Source organism: Sulfitobacter sp. 1A13368 (genome assembly GCF_043557275.1).
Lineage (GTDB): Bacteria > Pseudomonadota > Alphaproteobacteria > Rhodobacterales > Rhodobacteraceae > Sulfitobacter > Sulfitobacter faviae.
Window position 1 is genome coordinate 43,769 of record NZ_JBIFFR010000006.1, and the last position, 23,183, is coordinate 66,951.

Annotated in this window: 19 protein-coding genes and 1 tRNA gene; 10 read left to right on the forward strand and 10 right to left on the reverse strand. The window is 64.5% G+C overall.

Features of this window, described 5'->3' with window-relative positions; translation table 11 throughout:
• Nucleotides 1-62: 62 nt before the first annotated feature.
• The 4 genes from ACGYK4_RS12930 to ACGYK4_RS12945 form a co-directional block, all read right to left on the reverse strand.
• Nucleotides 63-809, reverse strand: a complete 747-nt coding sequence (locus ACGYK4_RS12930; protein ID WP_394456880.1) for a hypothetical protein — start codon at nt 807-809, stop codon at nt 63-65.
• Nucleotides 806-3,298 carry an FAD-dependent oxidoreductase gene (locus tag ACGYK4_RS12935; protein ID WP_394433253.1) on the reverse strand — a complete coding sequence of 831 codons (2,493 nt, stop codon included), beginning with the start codon at nt 3,296-3,298 and terminating at the stop codon, nt 806-808. The genes ACGYK4_RS12930 and ACGYK4_RS12935 overlap by 4 nt, the downstream gene beginning before the upstream one ends.
• A 285-nt stretch (nt 3,299-3,583) precedes the next feature.
• Nucleotides 3,584-4,987, reverse strand: coding sequence for an FAD-binding oxidoreductase (locus ACGYK4_RS12940; RefSeq protein WP_394456882.1), 1,404 nt, complete (start codon nt 4,985-4,987; stop codon nt 3,584-3,586).
• Nucleotides 4,988-5,087: 100 nt separating this feature from the next.
• Nucleotides 5,088-6,074 carry a D-glycerate dehydrogenase gene (locus ACGYK4_RS12945; protein ID WP_067262987.1) on the reverse strand — a complete coding sequence of 329 codons (987 nt, stop codon included), beginning with the start codon at nt 6,072-6,074 and terminating at the stop codon, nt 5,088-5,090.
• Between the two features lie 155 nt (nt 6,075-6,229).
• Here ACGYK4_RS12945 and ACGYK4_RS12950 point away from each other — a divergent pair, with 155 nt between their 5' ends.
• From ACGYK4_RS12950 to ACGYK4_RS12985, 8 genes are all read left to right on the forward strand, one after another.
• Nucleotides 6,230-6,739: an SH3 domain-containing protein gene (locus ACGYK4_RS12950; RefSeq protein ID WP_394456884.1), complete on the forward strand. Its 510-nt coding sequence runs from the start codon at nt 6,230-6,232 to the stop codon at nt 6,737-6,739.
• A gap of 80 nt (nt 6,740-6,819) precedes the next feature.
• Nucleotides 6,820-7,812, forward strand: coding sequence for an NADPH:quinone reductase (locus tag ACGYK4_RS12955; RefSeq protein ID WP_394456886.1), 993 nt, complete (start codon nt 6,820-6,822; stop codon nt 7,810-7,812).
• A gap of 71 nt (nt 7,813-7,883) precedes the next feature.
• Nucleotides 7,884-9,227, forward strand: coding sequence for a mechanosensitive ion channel domain-containing protein (locus tag ACGYK4_RS12960; protein WP_394456887.1), 1,344 nt, complete (start codon nt 7,884-7,886; stop codon nt 9,225-9,227).
• 62 nt (nt 9,228-9,289) lie between these two features.
• Nucleotides 9,290-9,364, forward strand: a tRNA-Gln gene (locus ACGYK4_RS12965).
• Nucleotides 9,365-9,469: 105 nt separating this feature from the next.
• Nucleotides 9,470-9,841 carry a polyketide synthase gene (locus ACGYK4_RS12970; RefSeq protein WP_394456889.1) on the forward strand — a complete coding sequence of 124 codons (372 nt, stop codon included), beginning with the start codon at nt 9,470-9,472 and terminating at the stop codon, nt 9,839-9,841.
• A 42-nt stretch (nt 9,842-9,883) separates the two neighbouring features.
• Nucleotides 9,884-10,375 (forward strand): copper chaperone PCu(A)C, encoded by a 492-nt coding sequence (locus ACGYK4_RS12975; RefSeq protein ID WP_394418995.1) that lies wholly within the window; start codon nt 9,884-9,886, stop codon nt 10,373-10,375.
• A gap of 33 nt (nt 10,376-10,408) precedes the next feature.
• Nucleotides 10,409-10,768 carry a hypothetical protein gene (locus ACGYK4_RS12980; protein ID WP_168612334.1) on the forward strand — a complete coding sequence of 120 codons (360 nt, stop codon included), beginning with the start codon at nt 10,409-10,411 and terminating at the stop codon, nt 10,766-10,768.
• 40 nt (nt 10,769-10,808) lie between these two features.
• Nucleotides 10,809-12,218 carry a PepSY-associated TM helix domain-containing protein gene (locus ACGYK4_RS12985; protein ID WP_394456891.1) on the forward strand — a complete coding sequence of 470 codons (1,410 nt, stop codon included), beginning with the start codon at nt 10,809-10,811 and terminating at the stop codon, nt 12,216-12,218.
• 42 nt (nt 12,219-12,260) lie between these two features.
• On the opposite strand, the gene ACGYK4_RS12990 is transcribed toward ACGYK4_RS12985, so the two are convergent.
• The 5 genes from ACGYK4_RS12990 to ACGYK4_RS13010 all read right to left on the reverse strand — a co-directional run bounded on the left by ACGYK4_RS12990 (nt 12,261) and on the right by ACGYK4_RS13010 (nt 17,549).
• On the reverse strand, nt 12,261-13,175 hold the full coding sequence (locus tag ACGYK4_RS12990; protein WP_394456892.1) for a D-amino acid aminotransferase: 915 nt from the start codon (nt 13,173-13,175) through the stop codon (nt 12,261-12,263).
• Nucleotides 13,176-13,448: 273 nt separating this feature from the next.
• The gene (locus ACGYK4_RS12995) at nt 13,449-14,255 is read right to left on the reverse strand and encodes an ABC transporter permease (RefSeq protein WP_394456894.1); all 807 of its coding nucleotides are present in this window, start codon (nt 14,253-14,255) and stop codon (nt 13,449-13,451) included.
• A complete protein-coding gene (locus ACGYK4_RS13000; RefSeq protein ID WP_394412292.1) occupies nt 14,248-15,015 on the reverse strand; it encodes an ABC transporter ATP-binding protein in 768 nt (255 codons plus the stop codon). The genes ACGYK4_RS12995 and ACGYK4_RS13000 overlap by 8 nt, the downstream gene beginning before the upstream one ends.
• An 81-nt stretch (nt 15,016-15,096) precedes the next feature.
• Nucleotides 15,097-16,356 carry a cation:proton antiporter gene (locus tag ACGYK4_RS13005; protein WP_394456896.1) on the reverse strand — a complete coding sequence of 420 codons (1,260 nt, stop codon included), beginning with the start codon at nt 16,354-16,356 and terminating at the stop codon, nt 15,097-15,099.
• Nucleotides 16,357-16,529: 173 nt separating this feature from the next.
• Nucleotides 16,530-17,549 carry an ABC transporter substrate-binding protein gene (locus ACGYK4_RS13010; RefSeq protein ID WP_271689056.1) on the reverse strand — a complete coding sequence of 340 codons (1,020 nt, stop codon included), beginning with the start codon at nt 17,547-17,549 and terminating at the stop codon, nt 16,530-16,532.
• A gap of 123 nt (nt 17,550-17,672) precedes the next feature.
• Here ACGYK4_RS13010 and ACGYK4_RS13015 point away from each other — a divergent pair, with 123 nt between their 5' ends.
• Both ACGYK4_RS13015 and rpe read left to right on the forward strand, forming a co-directional pair.
• Complete coding sequence (locus tag ACGYK4_RS13015; protein ID WP_394456898.1) at nt 17,673-20,879, forward strand: 4Fe-4S dicluster domain-containing protein; 3,207 nt, start codon at nt 17,673-17,675, stop codon at nt 20,877-20,879.
• 64 nt (nt 20,880-20,943) lie between these two features.
• Nucleotides 20,944-21,633 carry a ribulose-phosphate 3-epimerase gene (gene rpe / locus ACGYK4_RS13020; RefSeq protein ID WP_394456900.1) on the forward strand — a complete coding sequence of 230 codons (690 nt, stop codon included), beginning with the start codon at nt 20,944-20,946 and terminating at the stop codon, nt 21,631-21,633.
• A gap of 33 nt (nt 21,634-21,666) precedes the next feature.
• On the opposite strand, the gene ACGYK4_RS13025 is transcribed toward rpe, so the two are convergent.
• Nucleotides 21,667-23,166: a class I adenylate-forming enzyme family protein gene (locus ACGYK4_RS13025; RefSeq protein WP_394456902.1), complete on the reverse strand. Its 1,500-nt coding sequence runs from the start codon at nt 23,164-23,166 to the stop codon at nt 21,667-21,669.
• Nucleotides 23,167-23,183: the final 17 nt, after the last annotated feature.

Below are 23,183 nucleotides of genomic sequence, written 5' to 3' on the forward strand. Positions count from 1 at the left end.
GCCCGCTTCATCCTTTCTCAAATACCTCTGCACAACGTCCACCCCAGACGCCACGCCACCCTTCACCCCCGCGCATAATACCGCGCCACAACGAACAGCCCGCCCACCAACAAAAGCGGCAACAAGAATATCCGAAATACATGCACCCCGAGCACCGCCAAAAGCGCGCCGATCAACTCATCCGCGCGGCTCCAAAGGTTGCTGGCAAGCTGCCGATACTCCGTCAAACCCGGTTCTTCCTCACCCAAAGCCTCGCTGCCGCCGACATGGGCGGTGATCTCCTCGATCACCTCCATGTTCCGCAAATAGACCCCTTCGGTAAGCTGTCCCGCCAGCGGCTCAGACACCACTAAGGCAAGCGGAAGCGCCAACCCCAGAAACCCGCCATACCACGCCAACCGCCGGGGCAGCCCGGCATGACCGCGCTTGCTCAAAGCCCAAACCGCCAGCGCGACAGACAACAGCCCCAACCCGATCGCACTCAACGGACCAATGGCCACGGCGATCACCCCCGTGGCCACCATGACACCGAAAACCAGCCCCGCGATCCGCTCCACCGTGTCGTCAATCGGCTCCAACACCTTCAGTGGCCGCGCCGAGCCGGAGGCGATGAAGGACAGCCCCACCTCGATCTCCTGCGCGGTCGAAAGAAAAGCATTCAACGTGCGCAGCGTGACATAGGAGGCCGCCGCCGTGGTCGCCACATCCGCCGCATAGCCCTGCGCCGCGCTGACCACGGGATTGTCGCGCAGCAGCGCCGCCGTCAGCGCCAATACGCAGAAAAGTGCAAGCAGCCCGCGCCGGATCAACCGTCCACCCGGATGCGCTGGTTCTTCGGATCATAGGGGCTGTCTTCGACCACCTCGGCCTCCCACAGTTGATCAAGCATCTTTACCTTCAGCCTCGTGCCTACCACCGCATCCTCGGGTTTGACATAGCCCATGCCGATGCTCTTGCCGAAGGCCACGGAATAGCCCCCCGAGGTCAGCCGCCCGGTTCGGGTCTCGCCATTGTAAAGCACCTCACGGCCCCAAGGATCGGCATCCTCCGGCCCGTCGATCAGCACGGTCACGCATTTCGCGCGGATGCCGTGATCGACCATCGCCTGCTTCCCGTGAAACTCTTTGTTCAGGTCCACGAAGCGCGGCAAATCCGCTTCCATAGGCGTCGCATCCCGGCCCAACTCATGCCCAAAGGCGCGATAGCTCTTCTCCTGCCTCAGCCAGTTCTGCGCCCGCGCGCCGACCAGCTTCATCCCATGCGGCTTGCCAGCCTTCTCCAACTGGTCGAACAGATGGTTCTGCATCTCGATCGGGTGATGCAACTCCCAGCCGAGCTCCCCGGTATAGGCCACCCGGATCGCGCGGACCGGCACCATGCCCAACTCGATGTCGCGCATGGTGAGCCACGGGAACCGCTTGTTGCCCAACACCGTCTCCGGCGCCGCATCCCGCACCAAGGCACCCAAAACATCCCGCGACTTCGGCCCGGCAATCGCGAAAACACCCCACTGCGTGGTCACGTCATGACATTCCACGTAGCCGACCTCAGGCATCTTATCGGCAATCGCCTTGCGCAGATAATCGCTGTCATAGGCCGTCCATGCCCCCGCCGAGACGAGGTAATATTCGTCCTGCGCCAAACGCACGATGGTATATTCCGTCCGCGTTGTCCCCGCCCCGGTCAAGGCATAGGTCAGGTTGATACGCCCCACCGAAGGCAGCTTGTTGCAGGTGAACCAATCCAGAAACGCCGTTGCCCCCGGCCCGCGGACCAGATGTTTGGTAAAGGCCGTGGCATCAATCAGACCCACACCCTCACGGATCGCCCGCGCTTCCTCTACGGCATATGGCCACCAGCCTCCGCGCCGGAACGAGCGGCTGTCGTGATCGCTAAATCCCTCCGGCGCGAAATAATTCGGCCGTTCCCAACCATTCACCTGCCCGAATTGCGCCCCCCGCGCCGCCTGCCGGTCATAGGCGGGCGAGGTGCGCAGCGGACGGCACGCGGGCCGCTCCTCATCAGGATGGTGCAGAATATACACGTGATCGTAGGCTTCCTCATTCTTGCGCGCGGCATATTCCGTGGTCATCCAATCGCCGTAGCGTTTGGGATCGAGGCTCGCCATATCGATCTCGGCCTCGCCCTCCACCATCATCTGCGCCAGATAATAGCCGGTGCCGCCCGCCGCCGTGATCCCGAAGGAAAACCCTTCCGCCAGCCACATATTGCGCAGCCCCGGCGCTGGCCCCACCAAGGGGTTGCCATCGGGCGTATAGCAAATCGGCCCGTTGAAATCATCTTTCAGCCCGCAATCCTCGGCCGAGGGGATGCGGTGGTTCATCGCCATATATTGCTCTTCGATCCGCTCAAGATCGAGCTGAAACAGATCGGCCCGGAAACTGTCAGGCACCCCATATTCAAACCGCGCCGGCGCGCCCTTCTCATAGACCCCAAGAATCCAGCCACCACGCTCTTCGCGCACATAGCTCTGCGCATCGGCATCGCGGATCACCGGATGCTCCCCGTTGCCCGCCGCCCGGTAATCGACCAAGGCCGGATCGCGGTCCATGACGATGAACTGATGCTCCACGGGAATCGCTGGCATCTTGATGCCCAGCATCCGCGCCGTGCGCTGCGCATGGTTGCCGCTCGCAGTCACCACATGCTCCGCCGTGATGACGATCTGCTCCTCCGACGGCACAAGGTTGCCGCCCTTCTCGACCATTTTGGTGCAGGCCACCTCCCAATGCGTTCCATTCCAATGGAACCCATCCGCCTGCCACTTGCGCTCGATCGCCACACCACGCTGCCGCGCCCCCTTGGCCATCGCCATGGTCACATCGGCGGGGTTAATATAGCCATCGGTCTGGTGATAAAGCGCCCCCTTCAAATCCGATGTCTCGATCAGCGGCCACTTTGCCTTAATCTCATCGGGGGTTAACCATTGATAGGGCACGCCGCAGGTCTCGGCGGTGGAAGCATAGAGCATATACTCATCCATCCGCGCATCCGTCTGGGCCATACGCAGATTGCCCACCACGGCAAAGCCCGCGTTCAGCCCCGTCTCCGCCTCCAGCGTCTTATAAAACTCGACCGAATACTGATGAATATGGGTCGTCGCATAAGACATGTTGAACAAGGGCAAAAGCCCCGCCGCATGCCAAGTCGAGCCAGAGGTCAACTCGTCCCGCTCCAAGAGCATCACATCATCCCAACCGGCCTTCGCCAGATGATAGGCGATCGACGTGCCAACCGCGCCGCCCCCGACAACCAATGCTTTGACTTGCGTTTTCATCTGCCAATCCCCCTGCGCTAGGCCCACTCCCGTTGTACGCAGCAGCACCACGCCCCGCAGGCAGCAGCCGACCCAACATCGTCAAAAACCGACCTCACCCGCTCACCCAAAGCGCCACCTCAGCCCCAGCGCGCCCTCTCACCTTCATCCTTTCTCAAATACCCTGCACCACCTCTCCTGCCGCACTACATCAAGGCAGACCACACCGCCCCTCCACCTTCATCCTTTCCCAAATACCCTGCACGACCCCTCCCGCCGCACAACATCAGGGCAAAGCACCCAATCTCACCCCGGCAAAATCTTCCCCGGGTTCAAAATATTCTGCGGATCCAGCGCCGCCTTTAGGGTCGCCATCACATCCACCGCGGCCCCCAATTCCTTGCGCAGATAGGGCCGCTTGCCCTGCCCGATCCCATGTTCGCCGGTGCAGGTCCCGTCCATCGAAATCGCCAGTTCCGCCAACCAGCTGACGAAGGCCTCGCCGCGCGCGACTTCTTCGGGGTCGTCCATGTCGATCAACAAGGACGCATGGAAATTCCCGTCCCCTGCATGGCCCACGATGGGGGCGATCAATTGCAACTCTTCTGCCCGCGCTTGGGCTGCCACCACGGCATCGGCGAGGCGCGAGATCGGCACGCAGACATCTGTGGCCACCGCCTTGCAGCCCGGTCTCAGCGCCAGCACCGCCCAATAGCCGTCATGGCGGGCCTGCCATAGCTTGCTGCGTTCTTCGGGGGTCGTCGTCGCGGCATAGCCGCTGCCGCCGAATTCTTCCGAGAGCATGCCAAAGGTCTCGGCCTGTTCCACCACGCCCGCCTCGGAGCCGTGGAATTCCAGCAGCAAAAGCGGCGTTTCGGGCAGGGTCAGCTTGGAATAGGCGTTCACGGCCTTGACCACATTGGCGTCCAAAAGCTCGATCCGCGCCACGGGTAGGCCGTATTGGATAACCGCCATCACGGTCTCGCAGGCGGCCTGTACCGTCGGAAAGGAACAGCGGGCCGAGGACATCGCCTCGGGGATGCCTTGCAGGCGCAGGGTGATCTCGGTGATGATCCCAAGCGTCCCTTCCGAGCCCACGAAAAGCCGCGTCAGATCGTAGCCCGCCGAAGATTTCCGCGCCCGCCCGCCGGTGCGGATCACCCGGCCATCAGCCAGAACCACCTCAAGGCTCAGAACGTTGTCCTTCATCGTTCCATAGCGCACCGCATTGGTGCCGCTGGCCCGCGTCGCGGTCATCCCCCCGAGCGACGCATTGGCGCCGGGGTCGATCGGAAAGAACAGCCCCTGATCGCGCAGATGGGTGTTGAGCGCTTCGCGGGTCACGCCAGGCTGCACCCGGCAATCCAAATCGCCCGCATTGACCTCAAGCACGCGGTCCATCTGCATGACATCGATGCAAATCCCGCCCGCCGGGGCGTTCACATGCCCTTCGAGAGAGGTGCCCGTGCCGAAGGGGATCACAGGCACCCGATGGGCGGCGCAGATACGCACCGCCCGCGCCACCTCTTCGGTCGAGCGCGCCATGACGACCGCATCAGGCGCCTGCGTGTCGATCCATGTGGTGGTGTGGCCATGCTGTTCGCGAATGGCTTGGCCGGTCAGCAGATTGTCCCCGAAGGCTTGTTGCAACTCATCCAGCGCGGCGGCGATCCCCACCTCATTTCGCGGCAAATCTGCGATTTTCGTCACGTTCTATCTCCCAATAGCATCCTCACGCCGCAAAACCTTGCGGCGGCATCTTTGTAAATTAATCACACAAAAGGTCCGCGTTGCCGCAGCCGTCCGTGGGTCAGAGCATGGAGGGCACGACCTGATCCGGCGGGCGGTGGCCGTCGTCGAAGGTCTTGATGTTGATCAGGACTTTCTCGCCCATCTCGATCCGCCCTTCCAATGTGGCAGAGCCCATATGCGGCAGCAGCACGACGTTCTTTAGCTCGCGCAGGCGCGGATTGATCTCGCGACCATGTTCATAGACGTCCAGCCCCGCGCCCTTGATATCGCCAGATCGCAGCATCCGCGTCAGCGCGTTCTCGTCGATCACCTCCCCGCGGGAGGTGTTCACGATCACCGCGTCGGGCTTCATCAGACCCAAGCGGCGGGCGTTCATCAGATGGAAGGTGCTGGGGGTATGGGGGCAGTTGATGCTGATCACGTCCATCCGGCTGACCATCTGATCAAGGCTCTCCCAATAGGTGGCCTCTAGCTCGCCCTCGATCTCTTCGCGCAGGCGTTTGCGGTTGTGGTAATGCACCTGCATGCCAAAGGCCCGCGCCCGGCGCGCCACGGCCTGACCGATCCGGCCCATGCCCAGAATGCCCAGACGGCGCCCGCCAACGCGGCCCCCCAAGAGTGCCGTGGGCGCCCAACCGTCCCAATTGCCCGATTGCATCACCGCCATGCCCTCGGGCATGCGGCGGGTCACGGCAAGGATCAGCGCCATGGTCATATCGGCAGTATCGTCGGTCAGCACGCCGGGGGTGTTCGACACCAGCACGCCGCGCTGGCGCGCCGTGGCCACATCAATGTGATCGACCCCGGCCCCGTAATTGGCGATCAGCTTGAGCCGCTCGCCCGCTTGGGTGATTAGCGGCGCGTCGATCTCATCGGTGATGGTGGGCACCAGCACATCGGCCTGACGCATCGCCGCGCCCAATTCCTCGCGGGTCATCGGCCTATCATCTTCGCGCAGGGTCACGTCAAACAGCTCTGACAGCCGTGTTTCCACGGCCTCTGGCAACCGTCGCGTCACTACAACACTCAACCGCTTCTTTGACATGCCTGCTCTCCCGGTCTTGGCGTCGCCTCGTTTCGCGGGCATGGTGTCTCATGCGGCGACGAGGCACAAGAACTCGCGCCGGAAAAAGAGCAACAATAACCCGCAGATTTGCACAGCACCGACCCACAGCAGTGAACCCCATAGCAGGCAATTCCATGATAACCGCTTTCTTTCGCAGCGCCCTGATGGTGGGCGCGCTGCTTTTGGCACAGCCGACCCCCGGCCTTGCAGAAGAGGCGCGTGGTCAGGTCACGAACCTGCCCCTGCCCCGCTTCGTTTCGATGAAAGCCTCCGAAGGCAATGTGCGCCGCGGCCCGTCGCTATCGCACCGGATCGACTGGGTCTACAAACGCCGCGACCTGCCACTGAGGATCACCGCCGAACATGGCCACTGGCGCCGGGTCGAAGACCGCGACGGTATGGGCGGCTGGGTCCACTACTCGCTTTTGTCCGGCACCCGCACGGTGCTGGTCGAACAGGACATGCTGCAACTGCGCATCAATCCCGACCCCAAAGCCGCCGTGGTGGCACGGTTGGAACTCGGCGTGGTGGCCCGTCTGGGCGAATGCACGCTGGAATGGTGCGAGCTGCGCTCGGGCGGTTTTACAGGCTGGGCGCCCAAGGTGCGGCTCTGGGGCGTCGGCCCCAAGGAACTGCGCGAGTAACGCCCGGCCTCGCCGCCGCAATTGCATGATCCCGGCGCATGCGCCACTCTGCCCGCAAAATTCAAGCCGGAGAGGGCGCCATGCAAGCCATCACCTATGACCAATTCGGAGCCGCCGCCGACGTGCTGCGCCTGTCGCAGGTCGACAGCCCCGCCCCGCAAGCCGGAGAGGTCTGCGTCGCGCTCAGCCATTCGGGCGTGAACCCATCGGACGTTAAGGCCCGCGCGGGCACCCGCCCCGGCGTCAGCAAACCGCCCTTCCCGCAGGTCATCCCCCATAGCGACGGTGCGGGAGAGATCGTCGCCGTGGGCGCGGGCGTTGATGCGAGCCGCGTGGGCCAGAAGGTCTGGATCTGGAACGGCCAGTGGCAACGCGGCTTTGGCACGGCGGCGCAGCAGATCACCCTGCCCGCCCATCAAGCCGTGCCCCTGCCCGATGGCGTCTCGTCCGAGGTCGGCGCGCAGCTTGGCATTCCGGGGCTGACCGCCTGCCACGCCGTCTTTGGCGGCGGCGGGGTGGCCGGGGAAACGGTGCTGATCCAAGGCGGGGCAGGCACGGTGGGCTATCTTGCCGTGCAACTGGCGAAATGGGGCGGGGCCAAGGTGATCGCCACCTGTAGCCCCCGCGACAACGATCTGCTGCGCGATGCAGGCTCCGATGCCGTGTTCAACTACGCCGACCCCGATCTCGCCGCCGCCGTGCTCGATGCCAATGGCGGCAAGCCGGTCGACACCATCGTCGAGACGGAGTTCGGCCTGAACATCACCACCGACACCGAGGTCATCGCGCCCAATGGCCGCATCGCCGCCTATGGCTCGGCGGCGGAAATGTCGCCGGTGCTGCCCTTCTATCCGCTGCTGTTCAAGGCGGTCACGATCGACATCATCCTGATCTACCTGCTGCCCGCAGGTCCGCGCGAACAGGCAATCAACCGGTTGCACCACGCGCTGGAGGACGGCGCCCTGCGCTGCCCCGTCGACACGGTCCTGCCGCTTTCTGAGGCCGCCCGCGCCCATGAGTTGGTCGAGGCCGGACAGCGCAGCGGGGCGGTGCTGCTCGATTGTCAGGGGTAACGCGCTAATTGGCCAAGCTGCCGCCCCCGTCGCCCGGGGCGGTGGCCCATCCCGCTAACGGAGTCCCCCCCATGCGCTTCACCGCCGCCCTGCCCCGCCTGTTCCTCTGCCTGCTGCTGAGCTACGCGCTGCCCCTCACCCCGGCCTTTGCGCAGACCAGCGACCAGCCCGAGGGCACCATCGCCGTCGAAGGCGATGCCACGGCGGACGCCGCCATCGCCAAACGCATCCGCGCCATCCTGCGCGAGCTTGAGGGGTTCGAGAAGGTCCGCGTCTCTGTCGCCTCCGGCATCGTCACGTTGACCGGTACCACGCTCGACACCGCCAGCGCCGCGCGGCTGAACGATTTGGCGGGCCGTGTCGAAGGGGTGGTGGCGATCCGCAACGAGGTGCGCGAAAGCACCGATGTGGCCGAGCGGCTCAACCCCGCCGTAGAGCGCTTTCGGGACCGGATGGCGCAGGCCCTGGCCTTCCTGCCGCTGGCCTTAGTGGCGCTTGGCGTCTTTGGCCTGATCGTCGTCGCCGGGCTGGCGCTGGCGCGGCTGCGCAACCCGTGGGATCGGCTCGCCCCCAACGCTTTCATCGCGGATATCTACCGCCAGATCATCCGGCTGGCCTTTGTCATCGCAGCACTGGTGGTGGCGCTGGATATCCTCGGCGCCACGGCGCTGCTGTCGGGCATCCTTGGCGCGGCGGGGATCGTCGGCCTCGCCATCGGTTTCGCGGTGCGCGACACGGTCGAGAATTTCATCGCCTCAATCATGCTGTCGATCCGCCAGCCCTTTCGCCCCAACGACACGGTTGAGATCGACGGCGACACCGGCAAGGTGATCCGCCTGACGAGCCGCGCCACGATCCTGCTGACCTTTGACGGCAATCACCTGCGCATCCCCAATGCCACCGTCTTTAAAAGCCGGATCACCAACTATTCACGCAACGCCGAACGGCGGTTCACCTTTACCCTCTCGGTCGCCAGCGACGCCGATCTGGCCCGCGCCCGTGATTTGGCGCTGGAGGTGCTGAACGGTTTGCCCTTCGTTCTGTCCAGCCCCGAAGCAGCCGCTTGGGTGGACGAGGTCGCCGATCACTGGATCAACATGCAATTCGCCGGTTGGATCAATCAAGAAAGCACCGATCTGGTCGCCGCCCGCAGCGAAGCGATTCGCCTGACCCTCTCGGCCTTCGACACGGCGGGCCTCACCGCAGGGCCACCGGCCTATCAGCTGCTCTCTCAAAGCGAATCGCCCCCTGAAGCGCCCATCGATTCGCCGCAAACGGCAGCCGCGCCCACGAATCCCGCCGCTGTTCAGCCCGTCGAGCCCCAAACCGAGCGGGAATTGACCCGCATCGTCGCGCAGGAACGTGCCGAATTGCCCAGCAAAGACCTGCTCTCTGTTGATGCAGCCGAAGAATAGGCCAATTTCTTTAAAACGGGTCTTGCACCCGGGGCCAGAGAACTCTAATTAGCGCCCTGTGTTGGGATGTAGCCAAGTGGTAAGGCAACTGTTTTTGGTACAGTGTACCGTAGGTTCGAATCCTACCATCCCAGCCAACACTCTCCCCCGATAGCCCCCCCGCACGGCGCCTGGCCTACGACATCGCGTCGCAGATCAAAGCGCCCTATAGCCTTGCCGCGACAGCCGGGGTATCAGGGCGCATGTCCGCCGTTTCGCGCATATCCTCGCTTCGGGTCAGCCTGACCCTCTTGCTGCTGCTGGCCCTTGCCAGCTTGCCTTTCGCCCATCGGGCGACCGCGCAGGTGCAGCAGGATCCGGCGTTCATCGCCTTTATCCAAGCGGGCGGCACGTTGAACGACCTTTGCGATGGGCCGGTCGAAGGGCAGAACCATGCGGCATTGGATTGCGAAGCCTGCCGCATCGTCAACGCGCTGATCTTGCCCAGCCCGGCGGATGTCTTGCTGCCGCGCGCGGCGCTGCACTTTGCCACGCCCCGCCTGACCCGCGCCTTGGGCGCACCACGCAGCCCCGCCGGGGCGCCACCGCCTGTCCGGGGGCCTCCTTTCGTCTGAGCCACCACCTTTCTTGCACATCTCAGACAATGGAACATGACAATGAAATCTCTCTATACCGCAGCCTTGGCTGCCCTCCTCGCCCTGCCCGCCGCCGCGCATGAGTACACCGCGGGCGCTTTGACCGTCGATCACCCGATGGCCTATGAGACCCCGAAAACCGCCCGCGTGGGCGGCGGCTATCTGACGATCACCAATGGCGGCGACACTGCCGACCGTCTTGTCAGCATCAGCGCCGAGGGCTTTGACGAAGTCTCTCTCCATGAGACGACCACCGATGACATGGGCGTCGCGCGCATGTCCCATGTGGACGGCATCGACCTGCCCGCGGGCGAAACTGTCACCCTCAAACCCGGGGGGCTGCATGTGATGTTCATGGGCCTCGACGGTGACCCTTTTGAGGAAGGCGAGAAAATTCCTGCCACCCTGACCTTTGAAAAGGCCGGAACCTTGGATGTGACGTTCAATGTCGAAAGCCGCCGCGGGCATGACGCAGGCGGAATGGATCACTCCTCGCACGAGCATAAACACTAAGCCCCAGCCCATCGCAGGATGCGCCGCAAGGCGTTGACCGGCCCGCTTCAACACCTCTGCCTCTGGGCGGTGGTGTTGTTGTTTGGGGCGTTCTCGGCGCTCGCGCCCGGAACCATGCCAGAGCGCCAACAGGGCGCGCTGACCATGGTGCTGTGCACGGGCTACGGGGTGGAGACGGTGACCATCGGGCCGGACGGCGAACCGGTGCAGCCCGAGCACAAGCCCTGCGACTGGAACCAGCACTCCCTCGCGGCCCTACGCAGGGGGCTGGCGGTGCAACCCTTGGCCGTCACCTTTCACCCGGCGCCACCGCTGCCTCCTGCCCCTGCCACACAGCCCAAACCGCGCCGCGCCTCTGTCAAACGCGCAAGGGCGCCGCCACGGGTTCTCTGACCTCCAAACCACATATCAATTCAGTCAGAGGACCAAACACATGGTTTCCATCGATCCTGCAGGCGCGGCAGCCCTGCAAAACGACAATACGCAACGTGCGAACAGCTTTTACCGCGCCGCTTGGCGCTGGCATTTCTATGCCGGGGTCTATGTCATCCCCTTTTTCATCATGCTCGCCCTAACGGGGCTTGTGATGCTCTGGATCGCCTTCATCGGGGGGCGGGACGGAGAGCGGATTGCCGTCACGCCCCAAGTCGCGCCCCTTGCCCTCTCTGATCAGGCCGCCGCCGCGCAGGCCAGCATCGAAGGCGGCACCCTTGTGCAATATGTCGCCCCCCGCGCCGATGATCTGGCCGCGATCTTTCGGGTGGACGCGCATGACGTAGCGACCATGGTCGCCGTCGATCCCTATACCGCCGAAGTGCTCGCCAGCTTCCCACGCCGCAGCGGCTGGTACGACATGGCCGACAACATCCACGGCAGCCTGCTATTAGGCGTGACCGGCGACCGCATGATCGAGATCGCGGCCTCGCTCGGCATGGTGCTGATCGCCACGGGGCTCTACCTCTGGTGGCCGCGTGGCACCGGTTGGCGGGCGGCGCTGCTTCCGCGATTGGGCCGTGGGCGCGCCTTGTGGAAATCTCTGCACGGGGCGATCGGGCTTTGGGTGTCGGTGGTGCTGTTTTTCTTCCTGATCTCAGGCCTCTCTTGGGCCGGTATCTGGGGTGAAAAGATGGTGCAGGCATGGAGCCAGTTCCCGGCAGAGAAATGGGAGGCCCCGCTGTCGGATGACATCCACGCCAGCATGAACCACGGGCCTAAGGAGGTGCCTTGGGCGCTGGAGCAGACCCCGATGCCCGCCTCGGGCAGCGATGCCGGAGTGGCGGGACTGGCCGAAGGCACGCCTGCCACACTTGACACCATCGACGCGCTGGCCCGGCAGATCGGCTTTGACGCGCGCTATCAGATGAACCTGCCCCGAGGCGAGGACGGTGTCTGGACCTTGAGCCGGGATTCGATGAACACCGATGCCGAAGACCCCACCAGTGACCGGACGGTGCATATCGACCGGCACACGGGCAAGATCCTCGCCGATGTGCGCTATGAGGATTATTCGCTGGCCGGCAAGGCGATGGCCGTGGGCATCGCGCTGCATATGGGCACCCTGGGCTGGCCGAGCGTTTTGGCCAATACGCTGTTTTGTCTGTCGGTGATCTTTCTCTGCGTCTCGGGCGTGGTGATGTGGTGGAAACGCCGCCCGGCAAATCCTGCCGGTTGGCTCTCTGCCCCACCCGCGCCGCGCAATATGACGCTGTGGAAAGGCGCGGTTGTGGTCGGTCTGGCCGTGGCGCTGGCCTTTCCGATGGCGGGGGTCACCCTGCTGGTCGTAGGTCTGCTGGATTGGCTCCTGCTGCGCCGCGTGCCGGCGCTCAAGCGCATGGTCTCCTAAGATGCCGCCCGCCCCTTCGCGGGGGCGGGCACCCATCGGCCTTCAGGCCGTGTGTTGTTTGATCAGCTCTTTGTACAGCGCTTGGATGCGTTTGGTGACAGGCCGCTCGCCCGTGCCGATAGGTTTGCCGTCAATCTCGGCCACCGGGGTCTGCGCGCCAAATGTGCCGGTGAGGAAAGCCTCATCCGCGCCGTAAGCCTCGTAGAGCGAGAAGTTCTTTTCCTTCATCGGGATGCCGTTTTCATGGCACAGGTCAATCACCTTCTGCCGCGTCACCCCGTTCATGCAGTAATCCCCGGTCGAGGTCCAAACCTCACCCCGGCGCACGATGAAGAAGTTGCAGGCGTTGGTGGTGTTCACAAAACCCTGCGGGTCAAGCATCAGCGCCTCATCCGCGCCCGCTTCCTCGGCCTGAAGGCAGGCGATGATGCAGTTGAGCTTGGAGTGGCTGTTGAGCTTCGGGTCTTGGCTGTGCGGCAGCCCGCGCACCTGCGGGACCGAGGCCAGACGGATGCCCTTGGATTGCAGCCGGTCCACCGGTTTGGAATGCTCCATGATGATCACCAGCGTCGGCCCCGTGGTGCTGAGCGACGGGTGCTGGAAGGGTTTGTCCTTGATCCCGCGGGTCAGCATCAGGCGGCAGTGCACGTCATCGTGCATGTCGTTCGCCTCGGCCGTGCGGCGCAGGGCGTCGGCGATGCCGGCCTTGTCCATCCCCACATCGAGCGAGATCGCTTTGCAGGAGTTGAAGAAGCGGTCCATATGCTCATCGAAGAACGCCCATGTGCCGTTATAGAGGCGCATGCCTTCCCAGATGCCATCGCCCAGCATGAAGCCCGCGTCATAGACCGAGACTTTGGCTTCGTCGCGGTGCAGGATGTCGCCATTGACGTAGATCTTGATGTCGCGGTTGCGGGCGTCTTCGTCGGCGGCGTGGGTGGTGGTGTGTTCGGTCATGGTGGAGTCCGTTGGTGAGGGCGGTTGGCGCTATTGATACGCAAATGATGCGCTCTTTCCACCCCGGCCCAGAACTGATTGCTTGAGGTTACCACCCCGGCCCGGAATCAAGCCGCAGGCGCCGGGCCATCGCCTGCCCGCCCGGACGGGTAGGCGATTTGGTGAGGCTGGGCGTGACCTATCGGACGCACACCATGGCTGAACCATAAAGTGGCAGGAGGTACCGTTGGGTCGCCGACCCGCGGGCAGGCGCTGACCCTCCCCCCAAAAACCTTAGACCCGCCAGCGCAACACGCGCCGCTCCACAAAGGCCACGGCCGACGACACCGCCACGCCCAGCAACGAAAGGATCACCACGCCCGCAAACAGCCGCTCCAGATCATACAAGCTCCCGGCCTGCAGGATATACGCCCCGATCCCATATTCCGCGCCCAGCATCTCTGCCGCCACCAGCAGAATAATCGCAATCGTCAATGAAATCCGCAGTCCCGAAAGGATCCCCGGCATCGCACCGGGCACCACGATCTTGGACACGATCGACCACCAGCCGAGGCCGAAACTCTGCCCCATGCGGATCAGCACCCGGTCCACATTGTCCACCGCCGCATAGGTCGCCACCACCGTGGGCGTGAAGGTGCCAAAGGCGATCAACGCGTATTTGCTGGCCTCATCAATGCCGAACCAGATGACGAAAAGCGGCAACAGCGCGATCTTGGGGATCGGAAAAATCGCGGCCACCAGCGGCACCAACCCGGCGCGGACCAAAGAGAACAACCCGATCAACACGCCAATGCCGATGCCCAATGAGGCACCAATCAGCGCGCCGACCGCCAAACGGGTCAGCGAGGGGCCGAGGTGTTTGAACAGCATCCCCGACTGGTAAAGCTCTTGAAAGGTCAGCAAGACATCGCTGGGCCGCGGCAGGGTCAGGGGTGAGAGGAAGCCGCTGCGCGTGCCCCATTCCGCCAGCAGGATCAGCACCACGAAAACCGCAAGCCCCACGCCGCGCCGCGTGCCGGGCTGGAAGCCGCCGCCGCGAAAGGTGACCTCGCGGGCGTTCACATCCGTCATTTCAGCCATCGATCAACTCCGCATCCGCCGCCGCGGCCTCATCACGCATCAAGCCCCAAAGGTGCTGCTGCTGCGCCTCCAATGCCGGGTCGCCGTGGCGCCGCTCGGCCAGTGGCATGTCCAACTCCACCACCTCACGCAGCTCACCCGGACGGCGCGACAGGACGACGATCTTATGCCCCAGCCGCACCGCCTCGGCGAGGTTGTGTGTCACATAGACCGCCGTGAAAGGCTGCCGCGTCCAAAGCGCCACAAGGTCGTCCATCAACAATTCGCGGGTCTGGCTGTCGAGCGCGCTCAGCGGCTCGTCCATCAGCATCACGGCGGGGTTCACCGCCAGCGCCCGGGCAATCGCCACGCGCTGCTTCATCCCGCCCGACAACTGCTTGGGCAGCGCATCGGCGAAATCGGTGAGCTTCGTGCGCGCCAAGACATCGGCGATGATCGCCTCGCGCCGCGCCTTGCCCAGCCCATGCCCCTCCAGCACCAGCGCCACATTGCCGCGCACGCTGCGCCAAGGCAGCAGGGCGAAGTCCTGAAAAATATAGGTCAGCGGGTTCAGACAGCCCTCCGGCGCATCGCCCATTTGCAGCACCCGACCTTCGCTGGGGCGCTCCAACCCGCCCAGCATCCGCAGCAGAGTGGATTTGCCACAACCCGACGGGCCAACGATGCAGACGATCTGGCCGGAGGGAATGTCGAGCGTGATGTCACGCAACACTTGGGTATCGCCATAATAATGGCTGACGGAGGAAAGCTTGAGGTCCATGCCGCCCTTTTTCAGCAAAAACGCCCCGCGCGCAATGTGCGATCCGCAAGAGGGCGCGACCGCCTTGCACCGCGGGGTCGGTTAGGAGGGCGGCTCCCCCTTGCCGCGCAGCCCGTCCACCGCGATCCCGGCGGTGAACCCATGCACCAAGGTCGACAGAAGGATGGCAAAACCCACCATCGCCCAAAGCGGCTCCTCGTCCAGAAACTCAACCTTCCCCGCCGCATAGGCAAGGTAATAGATCGACCCGATCCCCCGTATCCCATAGAGCGCGATAACCCAGCGGGGGCGCGTCTCAAGCGGCGTGCCCATAAGCGACAGCCACCCAGCCAAGGGGCGCACGACAAAGATCAGCGCCAGCACGATCACCGCGCCTGCAAGGGTCAGATCGCTCAGCAATGCAGGCAGCACCGCGCCGATCGCCACCAGCAAAAGCGCCGTCAGCGCGTGTTCGACAGCGGTGGTGAAGTCATGCAAACGGCGGTGGAATGCGTGATCCGCCTCGACCCGCCGGATCACCAGACCGGCCATTGCCACGGCGATAAAGCCATAGCCCTCGGCCAATTCGGTGGTGCCATAGCACAACAGCACCCCCGCCAAGGCCACCACGCCCGAGGAGGTTTCGGCCAGTACTGCATTGCGCGGCACCGCGAAGAGAACCTGCCCCAAGGCCCAGCCCCCCGCAGCCCCCATGGCGGCCCCCACGGCGATGCGCCAAAAGACGTCCCGCGCCAGCCATTCCACGCCCCAAGACGCCGGGGCCAACCCCTCGGCGGCGACCAGAATGCCGAGGTAAACGAAAGGAAAGGCCAAGCCGTCATTGAGTGCCGCCTCGGTGGTCAGCGCGAACCGCACCGGATGCTCGCCGCCCTCATGCGGCGGGCCGACCTGAACATCGGCGGCCAGAACCGGATCAGTGGGCGCCATCACCGCCCCCAAGAGGATCGCGCCCGCCGCAGTCATCCCCGCAAAGGCCCAGCCCATCAGCGCGACCGACAGGATCGTCAGCGGCATGGTCAGCGCCAGCAACCGCGCCGTCGGCCCCCAGCGGGACCAATCCGAAAGCCGGTCTATCCGCAGCCCCGTCGCGAAAAGCGCGACGATCACGCAAAGCTCCGACACGACCTCCCAAGGGAAGGGCATGGTGCGCGGGTCGGGGAATGTCGGCATGCCGGGGACAAGGGCGAAGACCCCCATGCCCAAAAGGATCAACAGCCCCGAGGCCGCAGGCTCTCGCCGACTGAAGAAACGGGGCAGCCAATGGGCAAGGATGACCACCGCCCCCACGGCCCCTAATGCGAAATGATAGCCGTTCAGGGCGAAAAAACTGCCGTCGCTCACTGCCGATTCCCGTTTTCTGCTCAGGGGCTTGGCCCCATCTCAGCATCATAGGTATCTTGGCGCGGCGGCATTGCCAGTCATGCGGGGCGGAAATCCCCTTGCAAGCCCGAAAGCAAAAGGCGCGCCCGTGGGGAGCGCGCCTTGAGCAGTGTAGCCTTCAAAAGGTCGGGCGTTTAGCTGCCCGCGGTCTCGACATAAGAGGTGTCGATCAGCGTCTCCAAAGTGATGTCGGCATCGACCAGACCTTCGGACTGGAACCATTCGAGCTGGTCACGCACGGAGGCGACGTTCAGCTTGGCCCCTTCGTTCAGACGCATGGTGCCATTGATGATCGAGGGCGCTGCCTTGTCGCGCGGACGGTCGGTGTAGACATATTTATGGATCAGATCGACCATCTCATCCACGCCCGCATCGCCGCCTTCCTTGGCGATCATCGCCGCGTTGTAATCGGCGACACCTTTGGAATAACCGGCGAGGAAATTCTTGGTCATCTCCTGCTCATCCGTGGCGTTTTTGGTCGAGGTGAAGACCGTGGTCACCTGATAATCCGGCAGATAGGTCGCCACATCGCCGATGATATGCACGGCACCCGACCCGGCCAGCGGCTTGGCGATATGCGGCACGATCGACCATGCGTCGATCTGGCCCGACTTCAGCGCGCCGATCACCGCGCCGACCTTTTGCAGCGGCTTGAACTTGAGGTCGATCCCCTCAGCCGCGGCCATTTTGGAGCCCATATAGTGGAAGGACGACCCCGCCTGCGTCATGCCAAAGCTCTTGCCGTCCAACATGCCCGGCGCGGTGATGCCCGCCTGATAGGCCGCGTCAGAGACGAGGAACTTCTGCCCGTCAATGCCCTGCTCTTCTTGCAGGCCGCCGCCGATCACCTTGACCGCGCCCTTTTGCGCCAGCGACACCAGCCCGCCGGAAATCGCGGTGATCGCATAGTCCACATCGCCGCTGGCAATCGCCACAGCCATCGGCTGCGCGGCCTCGAAAAAGCGCAGTTCGACATCCAGACCGGCCTCTTTGAAATAGTCCCGTTCAAAGCCGACGAAGCTGCCCGCGTGGCTGGTGAAACGCAGCGCGCCCAGGGTGATCTTGCGGTTCTGCGCCAGTGCCGGTGCCGCCAGCCCCACAGCCGTTGCGGCGCCCAAAGTTGCGATGGCCTGACGGCGGGTGAACAAGGTCATGATCTTACTCCTCCAATTTCGCCGCAGCATGGTCGGCGGCTGCGCAAAAAGTCAAGCGAGAGCGGTGTTTACCGATACAACCAAGACTAGCATATCACCCCAAAGCATGGCATCGATTTGTCCATGAAGCTCTTTTCGTCCAAGACCCGCCCCATGCACCTCGGCCCCTTTCCGCTGGAACGGCTGCGCCGGTTGCAGGCACCGCATGACCGGCTGCCCAAGACGCCCGAGCCGGAACTGCGGTTCGAGCGGCCCGAGACGCCGCAGAGCATCTGCAACGCCATGGCCCCCTTTCAGGCGATGATGGACGTGCTGCGCGACGGGCCGGTCAACAGGGCGGGCGCGGTGATCCCCGACAGCCCGCAGGAACGGGCCAACCACCTCAAATCCTTTGGCTATTACAACGATGCCTCGATGATAGGCGCCTGCGCCCTGCCGCGCGCGGCAGGGCTACCCTACCCGCGCCGCAGCCAAGGCACCGCGCAATTGGCCGAAGGTCTGCGCAGCCGCCAGACCAAGACGCTGGCCGCGGGCGTCGATGTAATCATGGCCAACCTGCGCGACGCCGTGGATGCGCCAGAAACCCCGATCGACGGCCACAGTCATGCGCTGGTGATCCTCACCGCCTACCCCCGCGACCCGCGCGGGGGCGAGCCGGGCAGCGACTGGATCATGGACGCGCAAGCCGAGCGCGCCTGCCTGCGCGGCACCGAGAACGCCACCGTGCTCGCCGAATACATCCGCCAGTTGGGCTTCGCGGCCAAGGTGCATTCGGCCACCACCTCTGATGTAAACCTCGGCCAGCTGGCCGTGGCCGCGGGGCTCGCGGTGGTGGAGGGCGGCAGGCTGCAAGCGCCATGGATCGGCCCGCGTTTCGGGCTGGCCGTGGTCACGACCGACATGACACTCGCCCCTGACATGCCGCTTTGCCCCTTGGCCGAACAGCCGTGGTCGGTGCTGAAAGGCCCACATTGGCAGCTTGGCATCCACGGCGGGATCAGCGCGCGCGACGTCGACCCTTACGCGCGGCGTGATTATGCCATGGGCCCGCATCCCTTCGAGACGTTGAAGCGGGTGGCGGAACCCACCACCTACATCGACGCCCCCAATGTGCCGCGCGTGCCGAAGCGTGGAGACCTCTTCGCACGCGGGCAGTTCGGCGACATGGGGCCGAAGGTGCAAAACGCCATGAAGGGCGGGCATCACGTGATCAAATCCGCCCCCTCCGCCGCACAGCGCCGCCTGCTGGGCGCGCTGATCCTGTTGCAGGACGGGCCGGTGAACGAAGACGCCCCCGAGGCCGGGGATGCCGCCCGCAATGCGGCGAACCTCAAGGCAGCGAGCTATTTTCTGGGCGCCGATGCCGCGGGCCTCTCGGCCTGCCCGGAGTGGACGTGGTACAGCCACGATGCCACCGGCACCCCGATCACCCCGCCGCATGACCAAGCGCTGAGCCTGATCATCGACCAGGGGTATGACACGATGGAAGGCTCTTCGGGCGACGACTGGATCGCCGTGTCGCAATCCATGCGCGCCTATCTGCGGTTCTCGATGCTGGGCGGCGTGCTGGCGCAGCACCTGCGCAACCTCGGGCATTCCGCCAAGGCCCATACGGTGATGGACGGCGATGTGCTGCAACCACCGCTGTTGTTGCTTGCGGGCTTGGGCGAGGTCAGCCGCATCGGGGAGGTGATCCTGAACCCCTTCCTCGGCCCGCGGCTGAAATCCGGCGTGGTCACCACCACCCTTCCCGTGGCCCACGACAAGCCCATCGACTTCGGCCTGCAAAAGTTCTGCGAGACCTGCAACAAATGCGCCCGCGAATGCCCCTCGGGCGCGATCACCGCCGGGCCGAAGAAGGTGTTCAACGGCTACGAGATTTGGAAATCCGACAGTCAGAAATGCGCCACCTACCGGATCACCAACCAAGGCGGCGCCATGTGCGGCCGCTGCATGAAGACCTGCCCGTGGAACCTCGAAGGGCTCTTTGCCGAGGCGCCCTTCCGCTGGGCCGCCTCGAACATTCCCGCCGCGGCACCGCTCTTAGCCAAGCTCGACGACAAGGTCGGCAAAGGACGTCTGAACCCGGTGAAGAAATGGTGGTGGGACATCGAGCGCAAGCCCTCGGGCCAGTTCGATACCCCCGCGCAACCCGTGAACGCGCGCGATCTGCAACCCGATCTCGACCTCAAGTTCGAGGACCAGACCCTCGCCGTCTACCCCGCCCCGCTGGCCCCGCATCCCTGGCCCTATCCCGACCCGATGAACCGCGAAGCCGGGATCAAGGCCCATGCCGCGCTGATCAGCGCCGACGAACATCGCCGCAAGACCGCCGCCGGAGAGACCGATCACCTGCATCTTTACGTGGTCGGCAGCGACACGCCGGTGCTCGACCTGCGCATCACCGCCGTTGAGGAATTGAACGCCACCACCCGGCTCTACGACATCGCCCATCCCGAAGGCCACGATTTACCCGCATGGACCGCAGGCGCGCATCTCGACCTCGTGGTGGCCCCCGAATACCTACGCCCCTATTCGCTCTTGGGCGACCCCAAAGACCGTAGCCGCTACCGTATCGCGGTGCTGCGCGAGGACGAAGGCCGCGGCGGCTCGGCGCTGTTGCACCGAGTCTTTACCCAAGGGCGGCGCATCTTCGTGGGCAAGCCGGTGAACCATTTCGAACTGTTCGAAGGCGCGTCGCACAGCCTGCTAATGGGCGGCGGCATCGGCATCACGCCAATGATCGCCTTCGCCCACCGGCTGCATGCGCTCGGGCGGCCTTTCGACCTGCATTACTCCGCCTCCACCCGCGAGGCCGCAGCCTTTGCCGGGGAGCTCGCTCAGGCCGCTTGGGCCGACCGTGTGCATCTGCACATCAGCGCCGAGGACACCCGCGCCGACCTGCCCGCCATCATGGCCCGCGCCCCCGAAGGCGCCCATATCTACACCTGCGGGGCGGACGCCTATATGCAATCTGTCATGGCCGCTGCCGAGGGCGCAGGCATCCCCGAATACGCGCGGCATCTGGAGTATTTCTCAACCCCCGAGGTGCCGGACTATGTGAACCACCCCTTCACGCTAAAGCTCTCTTCGGGCCGCCAGATCGAGGTGAGTGCCGAGGAAACCGCCGCCGACGCGCTGATCGCGGCGGGGGTGCCGGTGGACCTTAAATGCAGCGACGGTATCTGCGGCGTCTGCAAATGCGGGCTGCGCGGGGGCGAGGTCGAACACCGCGACTTCGTGCTTTCAGCCAAGCAACGCGAAGGCGCGATCATCCTTTGCCAGTCGCGCGCGGCCCAGCCCGGCGGCGTGTTGGAGATCGACCTATAGCCCTTTCGCAAAAAGCGGTCAGCCGTTATGAGGGGCCAACCCCCGCAACAAAGGCAGGCCGCCCATGACTTTCGACCGTTCGATCAAGATCGCCCCCTCCATCCTCGCTGCCGATTTCGCCAATTTCGGTGCCGAATGCCAAGCCATCGAAGCCCAAGGCGCCGATTGGGTGCATGTGGACGTGATGGATGGCCATTTCGTGCCCAACATCACCTTCGGCCCCGCCACCTGCGCGGCGATCCGGCCCCATATCAAGGGCGTGATGGACGTGCATCTGATGATCGCCCCGGTCGATCCCTATATCGAGGCCTTCGCCAAGGCGGGTGCCGATGTGATCACCGCCCATGTGGAGGCCACCCCCCATATTCACCGCTCGCTGCAAGCGATCCGCGGCGCGGGCGCCAAGGCGGGCGTCGCGCTGAACCCCGGCACGCCAGCAAGCGCCGTGGCCGAGATCCTCGACATGGTGGATCTGGTCTGCGTGATGACCGTGAACCCCGGTTTCGGCGGGCAGAAGTTCATCGACATGACCGCCAAGATCCGCGAGCTGCGCAGCATGATCGGCGACCGGCCCGTGCATATCGAGATCGACGGCGGCGTCGATCCCAAGACCGCGCCGCTGGTGTCGCAGGCCGGGGCCGATGTGTTGGTGGCAGGCTCTGCCGTCTTCAAGGGCGGCTCGGTCAGCGATCCGGCGCCCTATGGCGAGAACATCCGCGCAATCCGCGCTGCCGCCGAAGGGACTTACGTCTGATAAAGATGCGGGGCGCCTCTGCGCCCCGCCCCGTCACGCCAGTTGATCGGCAAAGGCCGTCAGCAAGCGGTGCTTCAGGATCTTGCCCGTGGGCGCTGCGGGGAGATCAGTGGCCACGATGATCTGTGCGGGTCGTTTGTAGCCGGTGAGCCGTTCCTTGACGAAACCGCGCAACTCCTCTGCCGTGACCTCGTCCCCCGGTGCCACCTGCACGAAGGCCAGCACCTCTTCATCGCCCTCGCGCCGCCGTCCGACCACCGCCGATTGCACCACGCGCGGGTGATCGTTCAACGCGGCCTCCACCTCAGGCGGGTAGACGTTGAAACCGCCGTGGATGATCAACTCTTTTGAGCGTCCGAGGATGTGCAGCCGCCCCTCCTTATCGAGCTTGCCCAGATCGCCGGTGTGTAACCAGCCTTCGGCGTCGATGGCTTTGTCGGTCTCAGTCGGGTTGCGGTAATAGCCCATCATCACATGCGGGCCGCGCACCAGCACCTCGCCCTCTCCCGCGCCATTGCCGCCGGGAGCTTGGTCGTCGATCTTGCACTCGGTCCCCGGCGTCACCGGCCCGACAGAGGTATCGGGGGAGCCAAGCGCATTGGTCGTGGCCGATGCGCCCGAGCAGGTCTCGGTCATGCCGAAACCGTTTTGCAAGGGCAGTTCGTAGAAGGCCTCGGCCTTGCGCTTCCACGCAGGGTCAAGCGGCGCACCGCCGGAGGAGACATAGCGCAGGGTCGGGCTTTCCAGTTTCGGCATGCCGCGCTCGCGCGAGTATTGCATGACCAGCGCGTGCATCTGCGGCACCGCAGGCAGGATCGTGACGTCTTCATGGGTCGCGGCATGCAGTTTCGCGGCGGAGAAGCGGCTTTCCTGCCGCACCTTCGCGCCCGCGCTAACCGCAGCCATCAGCACCGAGACAAGGCCGAAGACATGGGTCATCGGCAAGACCCCATAGACCACATCCCCCGGCACCATCTGCCGAAGATCGGCAGAGGCACGGGCGCCGAAGCGCAGGTTGGAATGGGTCAGCATCACGCCCTTGGGGTCGCCTGTGGTGCCGGTGGTATAAAGCAGCACCGCCACGTCATGCAGATCGGCATCCGGGCTGCTGGGCTGTGGCGTGGCCAGATGCAATCTGCCGAAATCGCCCGCAATCTCGCGTGCGTCCAGCCGCGCCGCATGGGCCGCCGCCTCGGGCGAGACTTCGCAGGTCAGCAGCACCGCCGCCGGGGTGGCGTGGTTGATGATGCGGGTGACCTCGGCCTCGCTCTGGCGGGCGTTGACGGGGATGGCTACCGCGTCCAACTCCCACGCGGCATAGAGCCCGGCCACGGCGGAAACGCAGTTTTCCACCATCAACAGCACGCGGTCGCCTGCCTGCACCCCCGCGCCGCGCAACTCAGCCGCCAAGGCACGGCGCGCGCGGTCCAGATCGGCAAAGCTCCAAGCCGCACCGCTTGCATCACTCAGCGCCGGTGCCTCCGGGCGGGTCGCCAATTGCTCAGCTAGAAAATCCTGTACCCTGGCATTCATGGGTGTCTCCTCCTGCC

What these genes read in the sequence shown, in the direction of transcription:
- ACGYK4_RS12955 (WP_394456886.1), top strand. Translation starts at nt 6,820, where the DNA reads ATGCAAGCCATCACCTATGACCAATTCGGAGCCGCCGCCGACGTGCTG.
- ACGYK4_RS12990 (WP_394456892.1), bottom strand. Translation starts at nt 13,175, where the DNA reads ATGACCGAACACACCACCACCCACGCCGCCGACGAAGACGCCCGCAAC.
- ACGYK4_RS12945 (WP_067262987.1), bottom strand. Translation starts at nt 6,074, where the DNA reads ATGTCAAAGAAGCGGTTGAGTGTTGTAGTGACGCGACGGTTGCCAGAG.
- ACGYK4_RS12960 (WP_394456887.1), top strand. Translation starts at nt 7,884, where the DNA reads ATGCGCTTCACCGCCGCCCTGCCCCGCCTGTTCCTCTGCCTGCTGCTG.
- ACGYK4_RS12970 (WP_394456889.1), top strand. Translation starts at nt 9,470, where the DNA reads ATGTCCGCCGTTTCGCGCATATCCTCGCTTCGGGTCAGCCTGACCCTC.
- ACGYK4_RS13010 (WP_271689056.1), bottom strand. Translation starts at nt 17,549, where the DNA reads ATGACCTTGTTCACCCGCCGTCAGGCCATCGCAACTTTGGGCGCCGCA.
- ACGYK4_RS12995 (WP_394456894.1), bottom strand. Translation starts at nt 14,255, where the DNA reads ATGGCTGAAATGACGGATGTGAACGCCCGCGAGGTCACCTTTCGCGGC.
- ACGYK4_RS13000 (WP_394412292.1), bottom strand. Translation starts at nt 15,015, where the DNA reads ATGGACCTCAAGCTTTCCTCCGTCAGCCATTATTATGGCGATACCCAA.
- ACGYK4_RS12985 (WP_394456891.1), top strand. Translation starts at nt 10,809, where the DNA reads ATGGTTTCCATCGATCCTGCAGGCGCGGCAGCCCTGCAAAACGACAAT.
- ACGYK4_RS13015 (WP_394456898.1), top strand. Translation starts at nt 17,673, where the DNA reads ATGAAGCTCTTTTCGTCCAAGACCCGCCCCATGCACCTCGGCCCCTTT.
- ACGYK4_RS12975 (WP_394418995.1), top strand. Translation starts at nt 9,884, where the DNA reads ATGAAATCTCTCTATACCGCAGCCTTGGCTGCCCTCCTCGCCCTGCCC.
- rpe (WP_394456900.1), top strand. Translation starts at nt 20,944, where the DNA reads ATGACTTTCGACCGTTCGATCAAGATCGCCCCCTCCATCCTCGCTGCC.
- ACGYK4_RS13025 (WP_394456902.1), bottom strand. Translation starts at nt 23,166, where the DNA reads ATGAATGCCAGGGTACAGGATTTTCTAGCTGAGCAATTGGCGACCCGC.
- ACGYK4_RS12935 (WP_394433253.1), bottom strand. Translation starts at nt 3,298, where the DNA reads ATGAAAACGCAAGTCAAAGCATTGGTTGTCGGGGGCGGCGCGGTTGGC.
- ACGYK4_RS12950 (WP_394456884.1), top strand. Translation starts at nt 6,230, where the DNA reads ATGATAACCGCTTTCTTTCGCAGCGCCCTGATGGTGGGCGCGCTGCTT.